Annotated in this window: 18 protein-coding genes; 8 read left to right on the top strand and 10 right to left on the bottom strand. The window is 60.1% G+C overall.

What is annotated here, in order from left to right:
* Positions 1-91: 91 nt before the first annotated feature.
* Together AACR14_RS06305 and AACR14_RS06300 are read right to left on the bottom strand one after the other, a co-directional pair.
* On the bottom strand, positions 92-1,081 hold the full coding sequence (locus tag AACR14_RS06305; protein WP_019445551.1) for a D-alanine--D-alanine ligase: 990 nt from the start codon (positions 1,079-1,081) through the stop codon (positions 92-94).
* 204 nt (positions 1,082-1,285) lie between these two features.
* On the bottom strand, positions 1,286-1,894 hold the full coding sequence (locus AACR14_RS06300; RefSeq protein ID WP_019445550.1) for a 2OG-Fe(II) oxygenase: 609 nt from the start codon (positions 1,892-1,894) through the stop codon (positions 1,286-1,288).
* A 349-nt stretch (positions 1,895-2,243) separates the two neighbouring features.
* On the opposite strand from AACR14_RS06300, the gene AACR14_RS06295 reads away from it, so the two are divergent.
* Both AACR14_RS06295 and AACR14_RS06290 read left to right on the top strand, forming a co-directional pair.
* Complete coding sequence (locus AACR14_RS06295; protein WP_019445549.1) at positions 2,244-2,720, top strand: glutathione peroxidase; 477 nt, start codon at positions 2,244-2,246, stop codon at positions 2,718-2,720.
* Between the two features lie 182 nt (positions 2,721-2,902).
* Entirely contained in the window at positions 2,903-4,306 is a 1,404-nt protein-coding gene (locus tag AACR14_RS06290) for a DEAD/DEAH box helicase (protein WP_005337040.1), read from the top strand.
* Between the two features lie 111 nt (positions 4,307-4,417).
* On the opposite strand, the gene hutW is transcribed toward AACR14_RS06290, so the two are convergent.
* A complete protein-coding gene (hutW, locus tag AACR14_RS06285; RefSeq protein WP_041201844.1) occupies positions 4,418-5,779 on the bottom strand; it encodes a heme anaerobic degradation radical SAM methyltransferase ChuW/HutW in 1,362 nt (453 codons plus the stop codon).
* A gap of 256 nt (positions 5,780-6,035) precedes the next feature.
* Between hutW and AACR14_RS06280 the strand changes: the two genes are divergently transcribed.
* The gene (locus tag AACR14_RS06280; RefSeq protein WP_019445547.1) at positions 6,036-7,631 is read left to right on the top strand and encodes a methyl-accepting chemotaxis protein; all 1,596 of its coding nucleotides are present in this window, start codon (positions 6,036-6,038) and stop codon (positions 7,629-7,631) included.
* Between the two features lie 126 nt (positions 7,632-7,757).
* On the opposite strand, the gene aroG is transcribed toward AACR14_RS06280, so the two are convergent.
* The 5 genes from aroG to AACR14_RS06255 form a co-directional block, all read right to left on the bottom strand.
* Positions 7,758-8,813 (bottom strand): 3-deoxy-7-phosphoheptulonate synthase AroG, encoded by a 1,056-nt coding sequence (gene aroG / locus AACR14_RS06275; RefSeq protein ID WP_019445546.1) that lies wholly within the window; start codon positions 8,811-8,813, stop codon positions 7,758-7,760.
* Positions 8,814-9,033: 220 nt separating this feature from the next.
* Entirely contained in the window at positions 9,034-10,317 is a 1,284-nt protein-coding gene (gene aroA / locus AACR14_RS06270; protein WP_019445545.1) for a 3-phosphoshikimate 1-carboxyvinyltransferase, read from the bottom strand.
* A gap of 227 nt (positions 10,318-10,544) precedes the next feature.
* Complete coding sequence (gene serC / locus AACR14_RS06265) at positions 10,545-11,633, bottom strand: 3-phosphoserine/phosphohydroxythreonine transaminase (RefSeq protein ID WP_005345045.1); 1,089 nt, start codon at positions 11,631-11,633, stop codon at positions 10,545-10,547.
* A 225-nt stretch (positions 11,634-11,858) separates the two neighbouring features.
* Positions 11,859-12,785 carry an electron transfer flavoprotein subunit alpha/FixB family protein gene (locus tag AACR14_RS06260; protein ID WP_019445544.1) on the bottom strand — a complete coding sequence of 309 codons (927 nt, stop codon included), beginning with the start codon at positions 12,783-12,785 and terminating at the stop codon, positions 11,859-11,861.
* Complete coding sequence (locus AACR14_RS06255) at positions 12,782-13,534, bottom strand: electron transfer flavoprotein subunit beta/FixA family protein (RefSeq protein ID WP_019445543.1); 753 nt, start codon at positions 13,532-13,534, stop codon at positions 12,782-12,784. The genes AACR14_RS06260 and AACR14_RS06255 overlap by 4 nt, the downstream gene beginning before the upstream one ends.
* 169 nt (positions 13,535-13,703) lie before the next feature.
* Here AACR14_RS06255 and AACR14_RS06250 point away from each other — a divergent pair, with 169 nt between their 5' ends.
* From AACR14_RS06250 to AACR14_RS06240, 3 genes are all read left to right on the top strand, one after another.
* The gene (locus AACR14_RS06250; RefSeq protein WP_026034951.1) at positions 13,704-15,347 is read left to right on the top strand and encodes an electron transfer flavoprotein-ubiquinone oxidoreductase; all 1,644 of its coding nucleotides are present in this window, start codon (positions 13,704-13,706) and stop codon (positions 15,345-15,347) included.
* Between the two features lie 293 nt (positions 15,348-15,640).
* Complete coding sequence (gene corA / locus AACR14_RS06245) at positions 15,641-16,588, top strand: magnesium/cobalt transporter CorA (RefSeq protein ID WP_005337059.1); 948 nt, start codon at positions 15,641-15,643, stop codon at positions 16,586-16,588.
* Positions 16,589-16,736: 148 nt separating this feature from the next.
* Complete coding sequence (locus AACR14_RS06240) at positions 16,737-17,198, top strand: DUF2919 domain-containing protein (protein WP_019445541.1); 462 nt, start codon at positions 16,737-16,739, stop codon at positions 17,196-17,198.
* A gap of 12 nt (positions 17,199-17,210) precedes the next feature.
* Here AACR14_RS06240 and AACR14_RS06235 read toward each other — a convergent pair whose 3' ends face one another.
* Entirely contained in the window at positions 17,211-17,930 is a 720-nt protein-coding gene (locus AACR14_RS06235; RefSeq protein ID WP_236284577.1) for a hypothetical protein, read from the bottom strand.
* Positions 17,931-18,189: 259 nt separating this feature from the next.
* On the opposite strand from AACR14_RS06235, the gene AACR14_RS06230 reads away from it, so the two are divergent.
* Together AACR14_RS06230 and AACR14_RS06225 are read left to right on the top strand one after the other, a co-directional pair.
* Positions 18,190-18,741 (top strand): lipoprotein, encoded by a 552-nt coding sequence (locus AACR14_RS06230; protein ID WP_005337065.1) that lies wholly within the window; start codon positions 18,190-18,192, stop codon positions 18,739-18,741.
* A 195-nt stretch (positions 18,742-18,936) separates the two neighbouring features.
* On the top strand, positions 18,937-20,934 hold the full coding sequence (locus AACR14_RS06225) for a hypothetical protein (protein ID WP_019445539.1): 1,998 nt from the start codon (positions 18,937-18,939) through the stop codon (positions 20,932-20,934).
* 84 nt (positions 20,935-21,018) lie between these two features.
* Here AACR14_RS06225 and glgC read toward each other — a convergent pair whose 3' ends face one another.
* Positions 21,019-22,293, bottom strand: coding sequence for a glucose-1-phosphate adenylyltransferase (gene glgC, locus AACR14_RS06220; protein ID WP_005337070.1), 1,275 nt, complete (start codon positions 22,291-22,293; stop codon positions 21,019-21,021).
* Positions 22,294-22,303 lie beyond the last annotated feature (10 nt).

The following is a 22,303-nucleotide window of genomic DNA, read 5'->3' as shown; positions in this document are numbered from 1 at the left end:
TGCCCCGCTTGATAAAGACATAAAAAATCCCCGCCAATTGGCGGGGATTTTTTATTGGGTTCTTCTTCATCCCGCGAGCGGGAGAGCACGCTTAGCTGGCCTTGCGCAGGATCTGCTCAAGGTAGTCGGCGAAGCGGTGACCGTGATGCTCCAGCAGTTTCGGGAACATGGAGATGGAGGTCATGCCCGGGAAGGTGTTGATTTCATTCAGCAAGATCTCCCCCTCCTCGGTCAGGAAGAAGTCGATGCGCGAGAGATGGGTCAGTTTCAGCTGACGGAACGCCTTGAGGGCATACTCGTGGATCGCATCGGCCTGCGCTTGGGTCAGCCCCTCGGCACGCAGTGCAGTCTCGGTATGGCTGGCACTGCTGTACTTCTCTTCATAGGTGTAGAACTTGTCCTGCGGCACGCAGATCTCGCCCGGATAAGTCGCCACCAGCTCGTCACCGTACTGGTAAACCGCTACTTCCAGCTCGCGCGGCTTGACCGCTTTCTCGATCAGTACCTGTTCGGAGTAACCGAAGGCATCGGCAATGCCTTTTATCAGATCCGCTTCGTTGCTGGCGGAGTAGCAGCCAACGGAAGAGCCCTGGGAGGCCGCCTTGATAAAGACCTTGCCCCACTTGGCCAGCGCGGCCTTCGCTTCGGCCAGCGCAGCGTCATTTTGTTCGGTCAGGAACAGGTATGGGGTGTTGGGAATGCCGATGGCGGAGAGCCACAGCTTGGTGCTGATCTTGTTGAAGCAGATCTTGCTCGCCTCGGCATCGCAACCGAGATAAGGCAATCCGGCCAGTTCGAGGAAGGATTGCAGATCGCCGGTCTCACCCGGGTAGCCGTGGATGCAGGGCACCACGTAATCCACCGGACGGGCCACGCTGTCAAACGAAAGCAGCTTGTCGAGCCCCAGCTTGCACTCGCGGCCATCGGCACTGAGCCAGCGATCGGCGAACATCTCGACGCGGGTCACTTCGACACCGGGCAGAAGGCCCAGTTGTTGCTCGAGGAAATTGGCGCTGCGCAGAGAAACCTCGTGCTCTGAGCCACCGCCGCCGCACAGCAGCAAGACATGCATGTTCTTCATTAGATGTGATCCCTTGGGAGAAGCGGCCTCGTCATGACCATTTGATAAGCCAACCACCATAAAAACCGGACGAAGCCAGATACGAACATAAGTGCGCGCCAGTGTAGCAAGGGAGATCAACCCTTGTCAGCTGATGGGAGACCCATGACCCCACTTCTTGCAGTGAAAAGTCTCCCCTGTGTCAAAATCGGGACACATTGCCCCTCAGCGCGGGGGATCGACCCTTCCCATGCCGTTGCCATTGACCCGAAACCAGCCGGCAATGCTGTAGCGCTCCTGATTGGCAGGCAGCACCTCGTGGGGAAACTCCTCGGAGAGAAACATGACCAGCCGCCCCCCCTTGGGGCTGACATCCATCAGAAACTGCTCCTTGTCGTCATACATGCGCAGCACTCCACCCGCTTCGGGCAGCCAGTCGTTGTTGAGGTAAAACACAGTGGTAAGACGGCGGTTGGAGCGACCGGCAAAGGCATCCCGATGGGTGGCGTAAAAATCCCCGCTGCGATAGCGGGCGAAGTGGGCCTCGTAGTCGAACAATCCCAGCATCAGCATCCGGTTGGCGGCAAGACGCAGGGACTCCATCCGGGCGAGGTAGTCGGCCACCGGCGCACCGAGGGAGGGCTCCAGCCAGTGGATCTGGTCACGGCGAATATCGGGATTGCCCTGGTGCAGGGCGTCACGGCCGATCCCGGCCGGTTGCCATTCGCCTGGCAAACAGGCTTTGAGGGCATCCACCTCGGCGGCGGTCAAAAAATCATCCACTATCACCCATCCCCGGGTGTAAATGGCATCCATGGCAGCTTGATAGTCCAAGATTGGCTCACAATGAGTGGAAAGAGGGCGCTTTGTAGCGACTTACCGGCAAAGTCACAAACCGGTTTGCTTATCTTGAGAAGTCCCAACATCAATACGCGAGTTGCTGCTCGCTTCCCCGCTTTTTATCGCCAGTTGTGATCCCGCTCCGCCAACAGGCGTATTGGCTGTCGAAACTGTGATGGCCCTTGCAATCGGTACGAGGAGGCGCCGCGGCCTCCTTGCGGTGCCAAGAGCCAGCCGATACCGTATCCGCATCGCCATGTTGCTGTTCATCCGGCGCTTGTCTCTGTCACCGACCGAACCACTCACGGCACAACCCGCGCATCCCCCACGAAAGGATCTTCATATGCCTCTGCCCGATCTCACTTTGCAACGACTGGATGGTACCCCCTACCCGCTGACTCAACTGGCGGGCAAGGTAGTGCTGGTGGTCAACGTGGCCAGTCGCTGCGGCTTTACTCCCCAATATGAAGGGCTGGAAACGCTCTATCGGGAGCTCGGCCCCAAGGGGCTGGTGATTTTGGGCTTCCCCTGCAACCAGTTCGGTCAGCAGGAGCCGGGGGATGCGGACGAGATCGCCCGCTTCTGCTCCCTCGACTATCCGGTCACCTTCCCCATCATGGCCAAGTGCGATGTCAACGGTGAGCATGCCCACCCCTTCTACCAGTGGCTCAAGCAACAGAAACCGGGCTTTCTTGGGCTGGAAAACGTCAAATGGAACTTCACCAAGTTCCTGATCGACCGCGATGGCAACGTGGTGGAGCGTTTCGCCCCCCAGGCCAAACCGGAGAGTCTGGCCGAGCAGATCCGCGAGATGCTCTGATGCTCCCGCACCGTTTTACGCCACTGCGTTGAACGATTGTATGGCGGCCGGTGCGACAGCTACTGCGCATCGGCCGGTCTTTTGCTATATTACGGCCCCGTTATCATTTCCATATCGTGGCTGGCCCCAACACGCTGGCTGCCCGTTGAGCCAAAGGCTCATCTCAGGAGTTTCTCTCGAACATGTCATTCAACGAACTGGGTCTGTCTCCGCATATTCTGCGGGCCGTCAAGGAGCTGGGTTACGAACAGCCAACCCCCATCCAGCAGCAAGCGATTCCGGCCATTCTGGCCGGTCAGGATGTGCTCGGCGGCGCTCAGACAGGCACAGGCAAAACGGCCGGTTTCACCCTGCCGATGTTGCAGCGTCTGCTGGCCAACCATGGTCGTGGCCGTCGTCAGGTGCGCGCACTGGTACTGACCCCGACCCGCGAACTGGCGGCACAGGTGGGCGAGAGCATCATCAAGTATGCCCACCACCTGCCGTTCAAGACTCTGATCGCCTATGGCGGTGTCAGCATCAAGCCCAATCTGGACGCCATCAAGCTGGGGGTGGACATTCTGGTCGCCACCCCGGGCCGTCTGCTGGATCTGCTGACCCAGGGCGCCCTGACCCTGAGCCAGCTGGAAGTGCTGGTGCTGGATGAAGCGGATCGCATGCTCGACATGGGCTTTATCGTCGACATCCGCCGCATCATGAAGGCGCTGCCTGCAGAGCGGCAAACCCTGCTCTTCTCTGCCACCTTCTCAAACGACATCAAGGCGCTGGCGGATGACCTGCTGAACGACCCCACCCTGATCGAGGTGGACCCCAGCAATACTGCCGCCGAGCAGGTGACCCAGCGCATCATTCAGGTAGATCGGGAACGCCGCCGCGAGCTGCTCTCCCACATGATTGGCCGTGGCAACTGGCAACGGGTGCTGGTGTTTGTTCGCACCAAGCAGATCGCCGACCGCCTCGCCCAGCAGATGCAAAAAGATGGTCTCAATACCGTGGCGATCCACGGTGACAAGAGCCAGGGTGCCCGCAACCGGGCGCTGGCCGATTTTCGCAGTGGCGAGGTGCGGGTGCTGGTAGCGACCGATATCGCCGCCCGCGGTCTGGACATCGATCAACTGCCCTACGTGATCAACTTTGAACTGCCCCAGATGGCGGAAGATTACATCCACCGTATCGGCCGTACCGGCCGCGCCGGTCGTGGCGGCGAGGCCATCTCGCTGGTCAGCCAGGACGAGCTGGGTCAGCTCAAGGCGATCGAAGCCCTGATCGGCCAATCCCTGTCCGTAGAGATCCTGGAAGGGTATGAGCCAAGCGGCAAGCCGAGTCGCCAGACTCTGCCGGGTAGCAAGCCGGTGCAAAACCCGCCTCGGGCTCGCGGCCATGCCAACGCCAAGAGCAGCAATGCCAAGGGCAAGCCAGCCGCAGGCAAGGGCAAAGCCAAGGGTGACGCCAGCAAAAATCCCGCCCAGTCTCCTCAAAACAAGTCCCGCAAGCGGGAAGTGGTGGGCGAGGATATCGGCTTTGCGCCGATGCGCCGTCTGCCCAAAGCAATGCGCGACAGCTATCAGGAGAGCAGCGACGAGTAAGCTCGCACGACGCTAACTGCCAAGCCGAAAGAGGGAGCCACTAAGGCTCCCTCTTTCGTTATGGATCGCACGGAGCCGTGCAAGTGTTCCGTGCAAATGCTCCGCTCGGGCTCAAACCAGCGAATGGCGCACCGCGGCGGTACCATGGCTGGGCGGCGCTGAACCATCGAGCGGATTGAGCTGCAAGAACTCGAACAAGCCAGCCTGCATATTGACGTTCCAGAAGCGGCCGGCGAGGGTGAGTTGCAACCGTGCGTTCTCGATCTCGGCCAGCCCGTGCTGCTGCCAGGCGGCAAAAAGCGGCATCAGATGGGTCAGCAAAGGCGCTGGCAGACGATCCAGCGCCAGCACGCCACTGTCGAGGGCGCCACGCAGCAGACCGTCCATCCTTGCATTGGGATTGCGTCCCATCACCATCCCGGGCGCCCGCTTGCCACTGGCCAACGCGTCATGCCAGGGGGCCAGATCCCGTCCATACATCAAGCCGTGGCCAAGAATGCTGCCCCCAGCACCGGCGCCAAAGGGGAGGATCTCCGCACCGCGCTTGGCCATCTGGTTATAACGACTCTGCTCGGCCGGGCTGCGCCGCCAGTGACTGCAAGAGAGACGCTCCCAGCCGTGAGCTTCCAGTTGCGCCCCGCCATAGGCATACATGGCCGCCCGCTGCTGGCCATCGGCGAGCCAATCCAGAGTGCCCTTCTCCTGCGCCCGCTCCAGATTTGTGCCCTGCATGGCGATGAGCTGGTAGAGATCGACCCCGTGTACACCACTCGCTATCACATCGCGGATATCCTGCTGCCACACGGCATCATCCTGACCGGGCAGACCAAAGATGAGATCCGCCACGATCACAGCCGCATCATCCCGGGTCAGATCACCCAGACGGGTCAGCAGCGTCTCCCTGTCATCGAAACGGGCCGCCTGCTGACGCACCCGGGTATCAAAGCTCTGCACCCCGAAGGAGAAGCGGTTAAAGCCCCCCGCCAGCGCCACCTGCCATTTCTCATCATCAAAGCCGTTGAGCCGCCCCTCCAGCGTCACCTCGGCATCGGCCGACAACGGAAAACGGCGGATCACGGCGGCCAGCATGGCCAGCTCGTCGGCGCTCATGTCGGTCGGCGTACCGCCCCCTACATAGACGGCTGAAAACGGCATGCTCTGCGCCAGCGGGGTGTCAGCCGCCTGCGCAAGAGAGGTACAGAGGGCGTTGACATAGCGGTTGATCCGCGCCGGATTGGCGCCATTTTCAAAGAAATTGCAGAAGCTGCAGCGCTTTCGGCAAAACGGAATATGGATGTAGAGGGCGCGCTCCTCCGCTTCACTCTCTCGCTGCCACCAGCTCTGCCAGCCAGCCTCATCCAGCGGGAAGGGGCCCATCCCTCCCCGACTGGCGTGAGCCGAGGTCTTGGCGCTAAAAGCAAACTTGAGGGGATCCGGCGTGGCAATACCGGTCATGGAAGTGGTCAGATTCATGATGGTCACTATTATCAGCAAATAATGACAATGATAACAATTATCGTTACTGGCAATTTGTTCTGGATCAACCCGAGGAGCAGCCCCCCTCCTGAAAGCCATTTTGGCAACCTGCATTACCGATCTGCTTAACAGATTATTTACTCAAGAGTGGTTATCGTGTGCCGATAGAGAACCATCTCCCGCCGTTTCTTCGTCTACGATCAAGATGATACGGGATCACATAACAACACCAAGCGCATGGAACTTGCCCAAAATGCATAACCTCTCCTTGAACTGGAAAATATTCCTCCCTCTTGCGCTGGTCATCAGCACCACCTTTGGCCTCTGCTTCGAACTCTCCGCCTGGCTGCAACGGGATCTCGCCATCCGGCTGGCAGAGGAGAAAGTTGAGAGCATGGCCAACACCTATATGGATCAGGTGAACGTGCTGATGATGACCGGTGGCATGGCCAACCGGCAGATAGTGCAGACCAAACTCAAGAGTGAAGCGGGCATCGTTGAGGCCCGTCTGGTGCGCGCGCCGGCCGTCAGCAACCTGTTTGGCCCGGGTCATCCGGATCAGAAAGCGCAGGATCCCCTCGATGAGCGTGCCATCAATCAGGGTGAAGCCATTCTGGAGCAGCAGGGCAACCTGCTCACCTTGATCAAACCGTTCAAAGCCTACAAGGAGTATCGCGGTACCCAGTGCCTCACCTGTCACCAGGTCAATGAGGGGACCGTGATGGGGGCGGTGCGGATCAGTTATGACCTCAGCCACACCTTCGGCGAGATCCGCCACAACAACCTGATCCTGAGCGGCAGCCTGGCCGCCGTCTTCAGCCTCGGCTTCGGCTTGCTCTGGTGGGTATTGCAACGCTACGTGAAACACCCACTGCGCCAGCTGCAGCTCACCATGATCCGGATGGCCAAAGAGCGCGACCTCGCCCTCCCCCTGGTCAATCACAGCCGGGATGAACTGGGCCAGATGACCCGCGCCGTCAATGACATGGTGCAGGGATTCCGCCACAGCCTGCAGGAGGTGGAAGGGGCGACCCACCAGCTCTATCAGGAGTCGAACCAGATCCGTCAGGTCGCGACCCAGACCGAAAACTCGGCCCGCCAGCAAGAGGGGATGACCACCCAGGTTGCCGCCGCCGTCAGCGAGCTGGCCGCCAGCTCTCATGAAGTGCGCGAACATGCCCGCCACAGCGCCGAGCTCTCCGCCCTCACCAATCAGGATGCCGCCGACACCAGCCGCCTCGCCCAGCACTCCATCACCGATATGGGCGAGATGTCGGCAGAGATCGATCGGGTGGATCAGGTGATCCAGCAACTCGACAGCCGCTGTCTTGCGGTTGACGGTGTGCTCGAGGTGATCAAGGGGATTGCCGATCAGACCAACCTGCTGGCCCTCAACGCTGCGATTGAAGCGGCGCGGGCAGGTGAGCAAGGCCGTGGCTTTGCGGTGGTGGCCGATGAAGTGCGGGCCCTCTCCAACCGCAGCCGCGCCGCCAGCGAAGAGATCTCCCAGATGATCGCCGCCCTGCAAAATGAGGCCCAGAGCGCAGTTACGGTGATCGGGGATGCAAAAAGCAAAGCCGATGAGAGCATCAGCAAGACCGAAGCGACCCTGGCAGCCATGCAGAACATCATCGAGCGCATCGCCCGCATCAACGACCTCAACGCCCAGATGGCGCAGTCGGCCGAAGAGCAGGACAGGGTCTGCCATGAGGTTGACAGCTCGGTAAGCGATATTCGCAACACCTCCAACGACACCCTGGGTCAGGCGCACGCCGCCAATCTCGCCAGCATTCAGCTGGTAGAGCAGTGCCAGAAACTGGAGGCTCTGCTGAAAACCTACCGTTGGTAATCCACTTCACCAACGAAAAAGCGCGACCCGAGGGTCGCGCTTTTGCTTTATGGATTCGACTTGCCCGAACGGCATCGTTGTTGTTCCAGCGGCGCGTTGACGATTAACAGCGCCACCAGGATAGCTTTAACGGGCGTTACGGGTTGCGACGGCATCCGCTAGGTTGCGCAGCAGCACTTCGGTATCAGCCCAACCGATGCAGGCATCGGTGATGCTCTGGCCGACCGTGAGTTCACACCCTTCCACCAGATCCTGACGGCCTTCTACTAGATGGCTCTCCACCATCACACCAAACACCGCTTTGCTGCCGGCACGCAGCTGACCTGCTACGTCTTCGGCCACCACCATCTGGTTCTTGAACTGTTTGCTGCTGTTGGCGTGACTGAAGTCGATCATCACCTTCTGAGGCAGACCGGCCTTCTCCAGCCCCTTCACAACTTCGCTGACATGAGCCGCGCTGTAGTTCGGCTCACGACCACCACGCAGAATGATGTGACAGTCCGGGTTGCCGCGGGTCGCCACGATGGCGGAGTGACCGTATTTGGTGACCGACAGGAAGTGGTGCGGCGCACTGGCAGCGCCAATGGCATCGATGGCAACCTTGATGGTGCCGTCAGTGCCGTTCTTGAAGCCCACCGGACAGGAGAGACCGGAGGCCAGCTCGCGGTGTACCTGGGATTCAGTGGTACGGGCGCCGATCGCGCCCCAGCTCATCAGATCCGCCACATATTGCGGGGTGATCATGTCGAGGAACTCGGAGGCAGTTGGCAGCCCCATGTCGTTGAGATCCAGCAACAGCTTGCGACCAATGCGCAGACCATCGTTGATCTTGCAGCTATTGTCGAGGTACGGATCGTTGATCAGCCCCTTCCAACCCACTGTGGTACGCGGTTTTTCGAAGTAGACCCGCATCACGATCTCCAGCTCATCTTTCAGCTCGTCGCGCAGCGCCTTGAGGCGCTTGCCGTACTCCAGCGCGGCGACCGGATCATGGATGGAGCAAGGACCAATCACCACCAGCAGACGATCATCTTCGCCGGCCAGGATATTGTGAATGGCCTGACGGGATTCAAAAACGGTGGACGAGGCAACCTCGGTAGCCGGAAACTTCTCAAGCACCGCAACCGGGGGTAATAACTCTTTGATTTCACTGATACGAACGTCGTCGGTTTGATGCTGCATGACAAGGCTTCCTGCTAGATGACTGCGATTAGGAAATCTCAACATAGCCCGCGACAGGGCATGTGTAAATAGGAAATTACAGCAATCACAAAACTATTTTATATATCAATCTTGCAAGTTATTGAAATGATGCTAAGCAAAATGGAAGTGCGGATGAGGAAGGCAAAAAGGCCCGCTCAGCGCGGGCCCGAAGCGTCGGTGATGACGGTTTTTTCAGTGATCAGCCACGCTGGCTGATACTGGCCAGCTTGTCGAAGTAATCCGGGAAGGTCTTCGAGGTGCACTTGGGATCATTGATGGTGACCGGTGTATCCGACAGCGCCACCAGCGAGAAGCACATGGCGATACGGTGATCGTTGTAGGTATCGATCTCGGCATGCTTGAGCTGGGTCGGCGGGGTCACGGTGATGAAGTCATGCCCCTCCTCGACTTCGACGCCCAGCTTGCGCAGCTCGGTCGCCATGGCGTGCAGACGATCGGTCTCCTTCACCCGCCAGTTGTAGATATTGCGAATGGAGGTCGGCCCCTCGGCAAACAGCGCGGCAACCGCGATGGTCATGGCCGCATCGGGAATATGGTTCATGTCCATATCCACTCCGTGCAGCGGCGCCTGCTCCGCCTCGATGAAATCATCACCCCAGGTGATGCGCGTGCCCATCTTCTCCAGCACGTCGGCGAAGTGGATATCACCCTGAATGCTGTGCTTACCGATACCGGTGACCCGCACCTTGCCCTTGATGGCGCCCGCTGCGAGGAAGTAGGAGGCGCTGGAGGCATCCCCTTCCACCAGAAAATCACCCGGGCTGATGTAGGTCTGGTTGCCCTTGATGTAGAACAGCTTGTAGTTGTCGTGCTCGATGACCACCCCGAACTGCTTCATGATGTGCAGAGTGATGTCGATGTAAGGCTTGGAGACCAGCTCCCCCTTGATGTGGATCCGGGTATCACCGGCCGCCATCGGCGCTGCCATCAAAAACGCGGTCAGGAACTGGCTGGAGACGGAGCCATCGACGTGCACATCGCCGCCCCACAGCCCCTTGGCATCCACCACCAGCGGCGGATAACCATCGTGTTTGAGGTACTGGATATGGGCACCCGCTTCACGCAGGGCATCCACCAGATGGCCGATGGGACGCTCTTCCATGCGCGGCTCGCCGCCCAGGGTATATTCACCTGAGCCGAGGCACAGGGCGGCGCAGAGCGGTCGCATGGCGGTACCGGCGTTGCCGAGGAACAGATTGACCGGCTCTTTCACCGCAAAGCTGCGGCCCAGACCCTGAACGATACACTCGGTCTTGTCGGCGGAGAGCTTGTACTTGACCCCTAGCTGGGTCAGCGCAGCCAGCATATGACGAATGTCATCGCTGTCGAGCAGGTTGGTCAGACGGGTGGTGCCACGAGCCAGCGCCGCCAGCAGCAGCGCACGGTTAGAGACACTCTTGGAGCCGGGCAGATTGACCTCACCGGCTACACGAGAAATGGGTTCCAAACGCAACGAATTCATAGACTTCCTGTGCTATCTCAAAAATAAACGCCTGTCCGGACGTTAACAGCCTGCGTCCCGCTCGGCAAGGGCACTTTCAGGGGAAATCGCACGGCAAACGCCAGCGCGCAGGTTCTGTTGAAAAAAAGACGCCGGGGTATCCCAGGCGTCTTGAATCACTGCAATAGCTGGAAGCGGCTCACGAGTTGTCACGAGAGGCCACCAGCAAACACATAGGGGCACTCTTATCAGCCGTGGCGTTTGGCAAAGCCATCCATAAAGCTCACCAGGGCCTTCACTCCCTCCAGCGGCATGGCATTGTAGATGCTGGCGCGCATGCCACCGACAATGCGGTGTCCTTTGAGGGCCAGCAGGCCAGCGGCTTCCGATTCGGCCAGGAACTGCTTGTCCAGCTCGGCATTTTTCAACTGGAACGGGATGTTCATCCGCGAACGGCAGCTGACATCCACCTGATTGCCGTAGAAGCTCGACTGATCGAGATAGTCATAGAGGAAGTCGGCTTTCTCCTTGTTGCGCGCTTCCATCGCCTCGAGGCCACCCTGTTCTTTCAGCCACTCGAACACCAGACCGGCCAGATACCAAGCGTAGGTGGGCGGCGTGTTGAACATGGAGTCGTTCTTGGCGGTGAGCTTGTAGTCGAAAATCGAGGGGACATCGGCTCTGGCCTGATCCAGCAGATCATCGCGCACGATGGCGATGGCGAGCCCGGACGGGCCGATATTCTTCTGGGCACCGGCATAGATGATGCCAAAGCGGCTCACGTCGAGAGGACGGGAGAGAATGGTGGAGGAGAGATCTGCTACCAGCGGCACCTCGCCGGTGGCCGGGATGTCGAACATCTCGATGCCGTCAATGGTTTCGTTCGGGCAGTAGTGAACATAGGCCGCATCGGCGCGAAACGCCGGGGTCGGCAGCAGGTGGGAGATCCCCTGCTCGTTCTTGGCAACCCCCTGGAAGGTCTGGATATCGCCATACTTTTTGGCTTCATCCACCGCGCTCTGGGACCAGACGCCGGTCAGCAGGAAGTCCGCCTTCTTGTTGGCCCCGCCCAGCAGGTTCATGGGCACGGCGGAGAACTGACCGCGGCCGCCACCGTGCATGAAGAGCACCTTGTAGTTGTCCGGCACCGCCAGCAGCTCGCGCAGATCCGCTTCAGCCTTCTCGGCCACCGCCATGTAGGGCTTGCCGCGATGGGAAAGCTCCATGACCGAGGCTCCCAGCCCCTGAAAATTACAAAATTCGCGCTGGGCGCGCTCCATGACTTCAACCGGCAGCATGGCGGGGCCGGCGCAGAAGTTGTAAATCTGTTTGCTCATGACGCTTTCCGTGAGTGGATGAGAGTAATCGATGACTTGTCAGGTTTTACACAAGAGCAGCCAACGGATCAAAGGCTTTTTGGGAGCTGGCTCAACCTTTTACCGTCACTCTGCGTCCCCCTTGCAGTAGAAAAAGCCCTGAACGGGTCAGGGCTTGCAGGGAACATGCACAGAAATGGCGGGCAGAGCGCATAAACCACCTCAGCTCAGCCATTTCTGACAAATTTACAGTTTGGCGGTGAGCTCCGGCAGCAGAGTGAAGAGATCCCCCACCAGTCCGTAGTCCGCTATTTGAAAGATGGGGGCGTCGCTGTCCTTGTTGATGGCCACGATAACCTTCGACTCCTTCATCCCCGCCAGATGCTGGATGGCCCCCGAGATACCGACCGCGATATAGAGCTCCGGCGCCACCACCTTGCCGGTCTGCCCCACTTGCAGATCGTTGGCGACATATCCTGCATCAACGGCGGCTCGCGATGCCCCCACAGCACCGCCCAGCTTGTCGGCCAGCGCCTCAATCAGCGCAAACTGAGCCTTGGAGCCCAGAGCCCGGCCACCGGAGACAACTACCCGGGCGGCGGTCAGTTCGGGCCTGCTGGAGCGCACCGCGCGGCGCTCGACCAACCGGGTACGACCAGCGAATTCGGGCACGGCCAAGCGTTCGATGGGAGACTGCCCGCCCGTCGCCGCCTTGGCAAACGCGGTAGCCCGCACCGTCATCACTTTGACGGGCGCCGAGCTCACCACTCTGGCAATGGCATTGCCCGCATAGATGGGGCGCAGGAAGGTGTCGCTGCTCTCGATAGCCGTCACCTCGGAGAGCATCTCCACCCCGAGCCGAGCCGCTACTTGTGGCAGCAGCGCCTTGCCCATGGTGCTCGCCGCCATCAGGCAGTGGCTGTAACCTTCGCACCAGCTGGCCAGCAGCTTGTCCACCCCATCCAGCAGCCCGTCGGCCAGCAGGGGATGCTCGGCAAGCAACACCTTGTCGACACCGCCGAGAGCTGCCGCCTGTTCACCCGCCTCGGTCAGCCCCTGACCCAGCAACAGCAGATCAACCTGACCGCCGATGGATCCGGCGGCGGTCACCAGTTGTGCCACGTTGTCGGCCAGATGGCCCTGATGATGTTCGGCAATGATCAGCACGCTCATGGCAGCACCTTCGCTTCGTGTTTGAGTTTGTCCACCAGCTCGTCCACCGAGCCCACCTTGATCCCTGCGCTGCGGGCTGGCGGCGCCATCACCCCGAGCAAACGGGTCTGGTTGGCCACCTCAACGGCGAGTGTCGAGAACGGAGCGCTATCAAGCGGCTTGCGCTTGGCCTTCATGATGTTGGGCAGCGAGGCAAAACGCGGTTCATTCAAACGCAGATCGGCGCTCACCACCGCAGGCAACGGCATGCCGAGGGTCTCGAGGCCACCGTCGATTTCGCGAGTCACCAGCAGTTCCCCAGCTTCCACCTTGAGGGCTGACGCGCAGGTCGCCAGCGGCCAATCATTGAGGGCAGCCAGCATCTGGGCCACCTGATTGTTGTCTGAATCGATGGACTGCTTGCCGAGCAGCACCAGATCCGGCTGCTCCTGCTCACACACCTTGTGCAAGGCGCGGGCAACCGTCAGCGGGGTGAGCGTCTCATCGGTGACATAATGCAGCGCCCGATCCGCCCCCAACGCCAGCCCATGGCGCAGTTGCTCGGCGGCAGCGTCAGGGCCGAAGGTCACCACCACCAGTTCGCTGGCAACCCCGGCTTCCCGCAGCCTGACCCCCTCCTCCACCGCGATTTCACAAAAGGGGTTGATCCCCATCTTCACATTGGCCAGCTCCACATCGGAGCCGTCCGCCCTGACCCGGATCTTGACGTTGTAATCCACTACCCGTTTGATTGCGACCAGCAGCTTCATGGGGTCATGCCTCGTCTCTTTGGATTAAATTCATTAGTGTGCCTCTGCGTTTGTTGCAGTACGCTCTTCCCTGATTTTTTGCTTTTTCTTGCTCAGTTTTGCTTACAACCACTTTACGTTTACGTAAACTACCAGCATTACCCTAGGCCAACCAGAGCGCAGAGGCAAGATGGAACGGGAAGCAATGGAATTTGATGTCGTCATCGTCGGCGGCGGTCCGGCGGGGCTCAGTGCAGCCATCGCCCTGAAACAGCAGGATGCCACTCTGTCTGTCTGTCTGCTGGAGAAAGGGGCGGAAATTGGCGCCCATCTGCTCTCCGGCGCCCTGTTTGATCCCGTCGCCTTGCAAGAGCTGCTGCCGGATGGCTGGCAGCAAGCGCCGCTCGGCGTGCCGGTCAGCGACGATCAGGTTCATCTGCTGCAAAGCGAGCAACGCTCCCTGCAACTCCCCGCCTGGGCGGTGCCACCCCGGATGCACAATCAGGGCTGTCACATCGTCAGCCTCGGCAATCTCTGCCGCTGGCTTGGCCAACAGGCGGAAAAACTGGGAGTCGAAATATACCCGGGATTTACCGCCAGCGAACTTATCATGGAAGCGGGCCGGGTCAAGGGGGTGATCACAGGCGATCTGGGGCTGGATCGGGCGGGCAATCCGAAAGCAGATCATGTGCCCGGCATGGCGCTGCTCGGCCGCTACACCCTCTTTGCCGAGGGGGCCCGCGGCCATCTCGGCAAGCAGCTGATCGCCAACTTCAACCTGGCAAGCCCTGCCCAGCCCCAGCACTATGCCATCGGCTTCAAGGAGCTGTGGCAACTGCCAGCAGATCGGGGCAAGGCGGGACAGGTGCTGCACGGTAGTGGCTGGCCCCTTGGCAAGCAGGGGGGCGGCAATAGCCACGGTGGCTTCTATCTCTATCACATGGAGGGGGATCAGGTGGCAGTCGGGCTGATTGTCGATCTCAACTACCAGAATCCCTGGCTCAGCCCGTTCGACGAATTCCAGCGTCTCAAGCATCACCCGCTTATCGCCGGCGTGTTGCAAGGGGGTGAACGCATCAGTTACGGCGCCCGCGCCATCACCAAGGGGGGCTGGCACTCCCTGCCCCGCATGCACTTCCCGGGCGGCCTGCTGATCGGTTGTGATGCGGGCACCCTCGACTTTTCCCGCATCAAGGGGATCCACACCGCCATGAAATCGGGGATGCTGGCGGCAAAAACCGTCGCGATGGCGCTGCGGGGGGGCGATGAGGGTGGACGGGATCTGGCCCAGTATGGTGACGAGCTGCACCAGAGCTGGCTGGCCCGCGAACTCAAGGCGGCGCGCAACTTCGGCGCGGCTCTTCATCGCTATGGTCCCTGGTTGGGCGGTGCCTTCAACTGGCTGGAGCAACGGCTGTTTGGCGCAAACTCGCCCTTCAAGCTGCTCGATAAGGCTCACGACTACCGTCAGCTGCGCGTGGCCAGCCGCTGCGAGCCCATCCATTACCCCAAACCCGATGGCAGACTGAGCTTTGACAAACTCTCGTCTGTGTATCTGGCCAACACCAGTCACGACGAGGATCAGCCTTGCCACCTCAAGCTGCAGGACGAGCGCATTCCGGTCGAGGTCAATCTGCCCACCTGGGCCGAACCCGCCCAACGCTACTGCCCGGCAGGGGTGTTTGAAGTGCTGGAAATGGAAGGCGCGGCCAAACTGCAGATCAACGCCGCCAACTGCATCCACTGCAAAACCTGCGATATCAAGGACCCCAGTCAAAACATTATCTGGACGCCGCCACAGGGGGGATCCGGGCCCAATTATCCGAATATGTAATGAAGCGGGGCAGCGGCAACAAGCAGCCCCAGCTAGCCCTCCCCCAGCCAAAGGCTGGGTTCTACCCCGCATAGCCGCTCAGGTGATCCGACCTCGCTGTTTTTTTGAACAAACAAGCTGAATCCCTGATGAATAGCCCCTGACAAGCGCGGCCCGCCACTGTATAGTTCGCCGCATTCAGGTTTTCCATCGGCCCGATCTGCTTATCCACGGGATCGCCTTCTGCAGCGATCTAAGGCCGCATGACCTGTGCAACCATCCCTGATTACCCATGACTTTTTAAGGGGGGACAGATGATCACCGCCTACATTCTCAACAACAAGGTGCTGGACATAGTCACGCTCGGGCCTGACGACATAGTACCTGACAACACGGTCTGGCTGGATGCCTACAAGCCGGACACGGCAGAGCGAGAATGGTTGACGGGCCTGTTCCTGGAAGAGGTCCCCGACAAGGAAGAGCTCGACGACATCGAAGCATCCGCCCGTTTTTACTGGGATACCGATGGTCTGCACATTCACTCCCTGTTTCCCCAGCGGATCGGTCGTGACACCAAGGGTGTCCACGTCTCCTTTACCCTGCGCAACAACCTGCTGATCAGCATTCGCGAAGATGACATCGGGCTGGTGCGCCTGCTGCGCCACTATATGCGCCAGGATCGGCTGGAGGTGGAGGATGCCCTCGATATCCTGCTGGAGGTGCAAAACCTCAAGGTGGAGTACCTCTCCGACCTTATCGAAGATGGTTACAAGACCTTGGAAAACACCGCCGATCAGATCTTCGAGCCGGATCAGATCAACCCAATGCTGAAAGAGTTGATGGCACAGGAAGAGGCCAACGGCCAGATCCGTCTCTCTCTGCACGATACCCGCCGCGCCCTGCGTTTCCTCAAACGCAGCCTGCGCCAGCGCATGAGCCTTGAGCAGAACAAGTGGATCGACGAGATGCTGCACGACGTGGAGTCTCTCTTGCCCCACACCCAGTTCCTGTTCGACAAGATCAACTTCCAGCTGGAGGCCTCCATGGGGGTGACCAATCTGGAGCAGAACAAGGTGATCAAGATCTTCTCGGTGGCCGCGGTCATCTTCCTGCCGCCGACCCTGATCGCCAGTATCTACGGCATGAACTTCGGCCGCATGCCGGAGCTCGCCTGGGAGTATGGTTATCCCATGTCACTGGTGCTGATGGTGATGTCATCGCTCGGCACCGGCCTCTTCTTCAAGCGCAAAGGCTGGCTGTAACGCCGCCGACGCACGCTGCGATATCTGAAGAAACGGATTGGGGGGCATGGCCCCCCGATTAATTTGCGCCACGCCCAACGCCTTGCAAAGGACGCTTCGTCGCCCCATATCCCTTCCATCACTCAATTCAAGTGGATAACGGGCAACAATGACCCTCTACCCCGAACACCGATATGACGATCACGGCCAGTTGCGCCCGCCTCTCTGGTTCTGGCCCATCGCCCTGTTGCTGACCCGCTCGGTCTGGCTCTTTTTGATGGCAGGGGTCACCCGCGAGAGCGGCAGCGAGATCCTGACCCTCTTCTATCCGGACAAGATCACCCTCTACATCAGCCTGCTGACCGACGTGCCCGCCATGCTGGCGTTGCTCGCCTGCGGCGGCACCTATCAGCAGACCCAAAGCATTCGCGCCAGACTCCGGCGCCACAGCCCGCTGCTGCTACTCTGCTCTGCCGTCAGCGGCCTGCTGATGCAACTGCACAGCCTCAATCTGCAAAAGTGGTCGTTCAGCTGGCCCACCGCACTGGTGCTGGTCGCCAGCCTCTGGGCGCTCTGGTATCTGCTGCGCAGTCGCCAGTTGCGCGAATATGCTGCCGATGAGCCCCACTAACGGGGCTGATACCTATTGACGAGTGACCCGGATCTGCAGGGTCTGGCGCTCGCTCTGGCTGCCTCGCCCCCCCTGTAGCTGGGTGCCGAGGCTACTCCCCTGATCCGCTGAGCTGGTCGAGAGCTCCCCCACCGTCAGCCACTGGCCCGGGGCCCCGCTCACCTCGGTGGCACTCTGCCCACGATTGATGGTGCCCTGATCCAGCCTCGCCTGTTCGCTGCTCAGCGCAATCTGCACCCGATCCCCAATCAAGGTGGCCGTGGCATAGAGGCCGTTCACCAGCGGCATCATCCCCACCACGGCTCCCCCATTCCACTGATAGAAGGTGACCGGTTGATAGGAGCCCATCTGTAGCAGCACGGGACGGCCCGACAGCCCGCGCACCTGCCAGCTGTCGTTCTGGCTGCGCTGGTACTGCCGGGCGTTGCCATCGACCAGCCACTGCCGCTTGGCCTCGTCGCGACTGATTGAGCCCCCCAGTTGCTGACCGCTGGCGGCACCATCGACCCGCCACTCGATAAGCAGGCTTTGCGGTGGCTGGTTGACCTGCGCCAGCGTGGCTTCGGCCTCCTGCAGCTGGGCTGGCGTCCCGCTCAGCACCAGCTGATTCCCCATGGCACTCACCCCAAGCTGGGGATAGATCTCCTTGAGGGTCTGCACCGCCGCCTGCGCCTCGAAGACCGGGATCACTTTCACCTCAGCCCACAGCGACGGGCTCCACAGTGCCATCATGCAGCCAAGCCACAGCAGCGCCCTGCGGCCAACCTTGCCCATCCGAACCATTACGCTCTCCTCGTTCTCTGTGCGTAGACCCACACCCGCAGCCAACTGATCGGCCCTATTCCGCTCACCCGTCGATGATGAACCCGTCGGTTGCCAAAAAACAATCGGGAATGCAGCAACTCCGTGATTTCCCACGGTATGAGGCTCTCATTCCACGCCCGTTATCGCGTAAGATAGCGCCATCATAGTTGCCCAAGCGGAATCCATCATGTTGAAACAGCTGTTGTTACTCCCCCTCGCCTTGCTGCTGGGGGCCTGCTCCCTGACCCAATACAACGTCAGCGAGGCCGAAATCAACCAGTACCTCAAAGATCAGGTCTCTTTTGAAAAACAGCTGGGGATCCCCGGCATCATGTCGAGCAAGATCCGTCTGGATGAGATGCAGAGCCGTATCGGCCGCAAGCAAGCAGATCGCATCGAGCTGGACGCCGCTGGCGACCTGCAGGTGAGCAGCCCCCTTGGCAGCCAGCAGATGAAGATCCGCTTTGCCCTGAGCGCACGCCCGGACTATGTGGCCGATCAAGGCGCCATCTATCTACGCGACCTTGAGCTGGTCTCGGTGAAGACCGAGCCGGCCGATATCGGGGCCGCCCTCACCCCGCTGCTGCCCACCTTCAATCAGTCGCTCTCCCTGTTCCTGTCGCAGACGCCGGTCTACCGCCTCGACAGTAGCCGCAAGAATGAAGCCAGGATCAAGGAGAAGGTCGAAGCCCTCAAGGTGGAGCCGGGCCGTCTGGTGATCCCGTTCAAGCTGCTCTGATCGCCGCCGCACTGGCACTTTCATCGCAATAAACAGATAACCGTCCTCTTCGACAGCGCACATCCGGTTTAACGTGCAGCCGAATGGGGCGGTTTTTTACTTCTCAAGTCCCCCTCAACACAGCATAATGCAGACCATTCTCATTTAGATTCGTCATGAGAAGCGTCAATAATAAAACCAATGGTGAGAAGGGACATGAGAAAAACCGTACTGGTTCAGGCGATCGCCTGCGCACTGATCAGCGGCGCCGCACACGCTGCCGTCAAGGTCGAAGACAAGGCATTCAATACCGCCGCCAACATGCTGGCCTATACCGAATTCGAGCTCTCCGGTGAGCCGCTGGCCGAAGCGCTGGGGCTGGATCTGGACGTGCTGGATGCCAACCGTGCCGATGAGCCGACCCCGTTCGACTTCGCTGCCGGCATCGAATCCTACGAATACTCCGAAGAGGCGATGTACGCCCTCAACTACCAATCCGGTATGGGCCCTCATCTGGTGAATGGGCCGCAAAACCTGGCCCGTGGCGGCACCATGGCCTCTCTGGGGCAACGGGTGTTGGCCATGGCCGATGCCGTTGGCTTCCCGGCTGATGAAGTGCCGCAGGGCATGTATCCCCTCTCCCTGCCCTACGCCTCCGCCAATCCGGAGTTTGCCCAGGCCGTCAACGCCACCCCGGTCAATGGCGACCAGATCACCATCAAGACCGCCAAAGGCACCGAAAAAACCGTCAAGACCCAGGTACCCGCCTACTTCCGCGACTACAGCACCCTGCGCTGGAGCGGCAGTGACAACCTGCTGGTGCCCGCAGCGGTGGGCGGCATCCTGCTCAAAGAGGTGATGTGGTCGCAAGACTTCCTCGGCGGCATGCACGTGGCCGAGACCGATGAAGAGGTGGAAGCCGCCTCCGCCACCATGGATCAGGATGGCAAGCACAAGCTGGGCGTCTCCGCCGCTGACGGTTTCAACGGCATGATGCTGACCGAGCAATCCATCGACAAGCTGACCATCATGCAGAACCAGCTTGGCTTCGATGGCAAGCAACTGGGCGCCAAGATCACCCCGCAGTACGATCCGGCCAAGGGCGTTGTCTACTTCCCCCATCAGGTGAAAGTGACCGAAACCAGCAACAACGATGCCGGTGCCATCGGCAAGCTGGAGGTGGTGGATGGTTCCGCCCAGCTGCGCGATGCCTGGATGATGCTGTGGCCGCTCTCCGAGTTCTATGCCTTCAGCGATCAGCGCAGCGCCAACACCAACCAGAACCCGGCCTTCCACGCCGTGTTTGACGGCGCGCCGTTTGCCGCCGCACCGGCTGCCAACAAGGCCAATAACCTGGGCAAAGCCGTTGCGGGCAGCGATGCCTTCTCGCTGGCGATCAATCTCTCCAACCTCACCTTCAAGAACTTGGCGGCCCTGCACTTTGATACCAAGGCTGGTACCCTGGTCGACAGCTGGCAGGCAGGCAAACAGGGCAAGCACGTCACCACCTTTGACGCCGCTTACGCACTGGTCGCCCTGCAGATCTTCCAGCGAGCTCAGGACGCGCTGCCGGTCGGTTACGCCGCCGGTGACAATGGCGAGCTGAACCTCAAGACCCAGCAGGGTCAGCAGGCGCTTGAGCTTATCCGCAAACAGGCCGATTTCATCCTTGCCAACCTCAAGGGCAAAAATGGTCTGGTGCATGACGGCATCACCCTGGGTGGCAAGCTCGATGCCGGCCACTCCATCGATGCGCAGTTCGCCGCCATCCGTGGTCTGACGGCTGCGTTCCTCGCCACCACCGATGCCAAGTACCGCACTGCCGCCCGCGAGCTGTTTATCGCTGCCGACAAGGCCTACTTCAATGCCAAGGCGGGCACCTGGCTGGCGGGTAAACAGGGTGAATACACTCCCTGGACCCAGGCTGCCATCTCCGGCGCCCTGCGCTCAGCCATGCTGAACCTGCGCAACGAAGGGGCCGAGAAGGCGCCCGAGCTGGAGCTGGCCAAGCTGACCGGTCAGTACGTCAGCTGGTTCCGTGGCACCGTCAACGGTGGCATGCAGATGGCCGAGTGGATCGGCGACTCCGGCGAGAACATCATCGAAGGTGCCGGCAGCGACACCGATGAAGATGGCGTACCGCAAGTGACAGCTGCCGGTGGCAAGCACGGCACCGCCATGGTGATGGCCGCCAAAGCGGTGGTTAGCGAGTAATCTTCGCCATTCACCAGCATAAAAAAGGGAGCCAGTTTGGCTCCCTTTGCATTACAGCGTCTGACACAGTTTCAAGGACTTTCCTCAAACCAGCTTGTCCAGCATCTCCTTGGTCACCAGCACAATCCCCTGCTCGGAGCGGTAGAAGCGGCGGCTATCCTCATCGGCATTCTCGCCCACCACCAGCCCATCGGGCAGCACACATCCCTTGTCCACCACCACCCGGCGCAGACGGCAACCAGCGCCAATCTCTACCCCGGGGAAGATGATGGCCTGATCCAGGGTGCAGAAGGAGTGCACCCGCACATTGGTAAAGAGCACCGAGTTGAGCACAAATGACCCGCTGACGATGGTACCGCCCGAGAACATGGAGTTGATGGTCATGCCATGCTGACCATTGCGATCCTGCACAAACTTGGCCGGTGGCGTCAGGGTCTGGCTGGTCCAGATGGGCCAGTTCTGATCGTAGATATCGAGCTCGGGCAGCACGGAGGCGAGATCCATGTTCGCTTCCCAGAAGGAGTCCAGCGTGCCCACGTCACGCCAATAGGGCTTTTGCCCCTCGCGCGCCCCGACACAGGACATGTTGAAGGGGTGAGCAAATGCCATCCCCTCCTCCACGATGCGGGGGATCACATCCATCCCGAAGTCGTGTTTGGAGTCTTGATTGTGAATATCCTCCTCCAGCAGTTGGTAGAGGTACTCCGCCTCGAAGATGTAGATCCCCATGGAGGCCAGCGAGCGATCTTCGCAACCCGGCATGGCGGGCGGATTGGCCGGTTTTTCGACGAAGGCGCGGATCTTGCGCTGCTCGTCGATATCCATGATCCCGAAGGCCGATGCCTCGGCCCGCGGCACCTCGATACAGGCGACCGTCACCTTGGCACCAAGGCGCACATGGTCGAGCAGCATGGCAGCGTAATCCATCTTGTAGATGTGATCCCCCGCCAGCACCACCAGGTATTTGGGGCCGTAGTCGCGGATGATATCGACGTTCTGATAGATGGCATCGGCGGTGCCGCGATACCAGTGCACCTCGTCCACCCGTTGCTGGGCAGGGAGCAGGTCGATGAATTCGTTCATCTGGTAACGCAGGAAGGACCAGCCCGATTGCAGGTGACGCAGCAGGCTGTGGGATTTGTATTGGGTGACTACACCAACGCGGCGGATCCCCGAGTTGATACAGTTGGAGAGCACAAAATCAATGATCCGGAATTTGCCACCGAAATGGACGGCAGGCTTGGCGCGGTTGTCAGTCAACTGCTTCAGGCGACTACCACGTCCACCCGCCAGCACCAGTGCCATACTCTGGTTCAATAATTGTCGTGCTTTGGCACTATTTTCGGGCTCTAACAACATGATTTACCTC

The sequence above is a fragment of the Aeromonas sp. 159 genome (genome assembly GCF_963862045.1).
Lineage (GTDB): Bacteria > Pseudomonadota > Gammaproteobacteria > Enterobacterales > Aeromonadaceae > Aeromonas > Aeromonas veronii.
This window is presented reverse-complemented; position numbering and strand designations above follow the sequence as displayed.